1 protein-coding gene is annotated in these 1,374 nt (G+C 58.9%); it reads right to left on the reverse strand.

Features of this window, described 5'->3' with window-relative positions; genetic code table 11:
• Window positions 1–94: 94 nt before the first annotated feature.
• A partial coding sequence (locus tag ABWQ00_RS15945) for a hypothetical protein (protein WP_353239639.1) occupies window positions 95–1,374 on the reverse strand: 1,280 nt, incomplete at its 5' end.

Consider the following 1,374-nt stretch of genomic DNA (forward strand, 5'->3'; position numbering starts at 1 on the left):
CCAAGGCGCGCATGATGGCCGAAAGAAGCCTCCCTAACTCCAGCCGACCTCAACTTCCCCCAACCAATTCCTGGCCGAACCCACCACGCCTGAATTAAACAAGTCCCGACGCAGACGTCTCACCATCAACCTTGCAGACCATTGCGATCAAATCGCCCAACGTGCAACTCTGCTTGAGCCCGGTGAACTGCCCTTGACCAACTACGCCCGGGCACACGACAACGTACAAGTCCGACTGTGACACCTTGGCCTTCAAGTCACCCCACCCTGCGTGCTGCACTCCCCACTTGCAGTTCGGGATGTTGACGGCCAACCGACGCACAAGCGTGACAACATCCTTGTGCGCGCCGACGAAGGCATTGCTGACAAACAACACCTTCGGGAGGTGCGACTGCGGCACCATCTTCACTGCCGTACCTTGCCCATGCACCAAGAGCCTTGGGGAGATCTGGTAAGCCCCTCTTAGAGCAGAAGCAAACATGACCTTGGCGTTGGCATGCCCGGGCGTAACAACAATGAAGACATCTGCTTCTGAAAGGCGTGCGCTTCTCAGGCCTTTGGCGACAACAGCCTGCCCAATGCCTGCGAACTGCCGGCATTCTGGGTGGGCGCACGCCCTTTTGCCCCGGATCGTCCTGAGGACGTCCTGGGGCGTCACTCCATGAGTGGCTGACTGGACTCTGCTTGCCTTGCGCTCGCGCGCGCGCTGGTCGGCGACCCGTTTGCGAGTCTTTTCGATTGCGTCTTGCCGCAATTGCTGAGTGGACTCTGCAGGAAGCAGCGTGTTCTCGGCCTGGGCGTCGACAGCCTTGGTGTGCCGCTTGGCGTTCAAGAAGGCGAGCTCGGCTGAGTGCCCAACTGTCCAAGACCCAGCAGGCGCAACTGGCCGAGACAACTGTTCGATGGCAACATTTTTGGCCCACGGAGCCAAGCTGGACGCAGCTGCGCTGGATGCTGCACGGCGCCGTTTGACAAAGGCACTCTCGGCGTCTCCGGAGGGTGGAAGCTTTCTCTTGACCCCTTTGTCGAAGCGAGGTTTCCGCTGCGAGCACCTTGCCACACCAAATGCCTTGGCCCACAACTGTTGGGCGGCCTCCAACGTGGCTGCAACATCCCGATCCGGCAAGTCCATGCAGACTCGAAGGAATGACTCTTCATTGGCATCGTTGCATCGGCCCATCCTGCCATTAAACTTCAGAGCCGTCTTACTAAACATCTGCTCAACTCCGGAGGAACTCACGCCGACAGCAGCGTATGCAACCAAGGCAAGCTGAAGCTGCCCACAAGGGTGTGCAACTTGAAGGCGTTTGTCTTGCTCCACGAGCTCCAACACCGTCCGCCAAGCATCCTTGTTGCTGGATCGTGATGACGTTG

It is taken from the genome of Limnohabitans sp., assembly GCF_040400975.1.
GTDB lineage: Bacteria > Pseudomonadota > Gammaproteobacteria > Burkholderiales > Burkholderiaceae_C > Limnohabitans_A.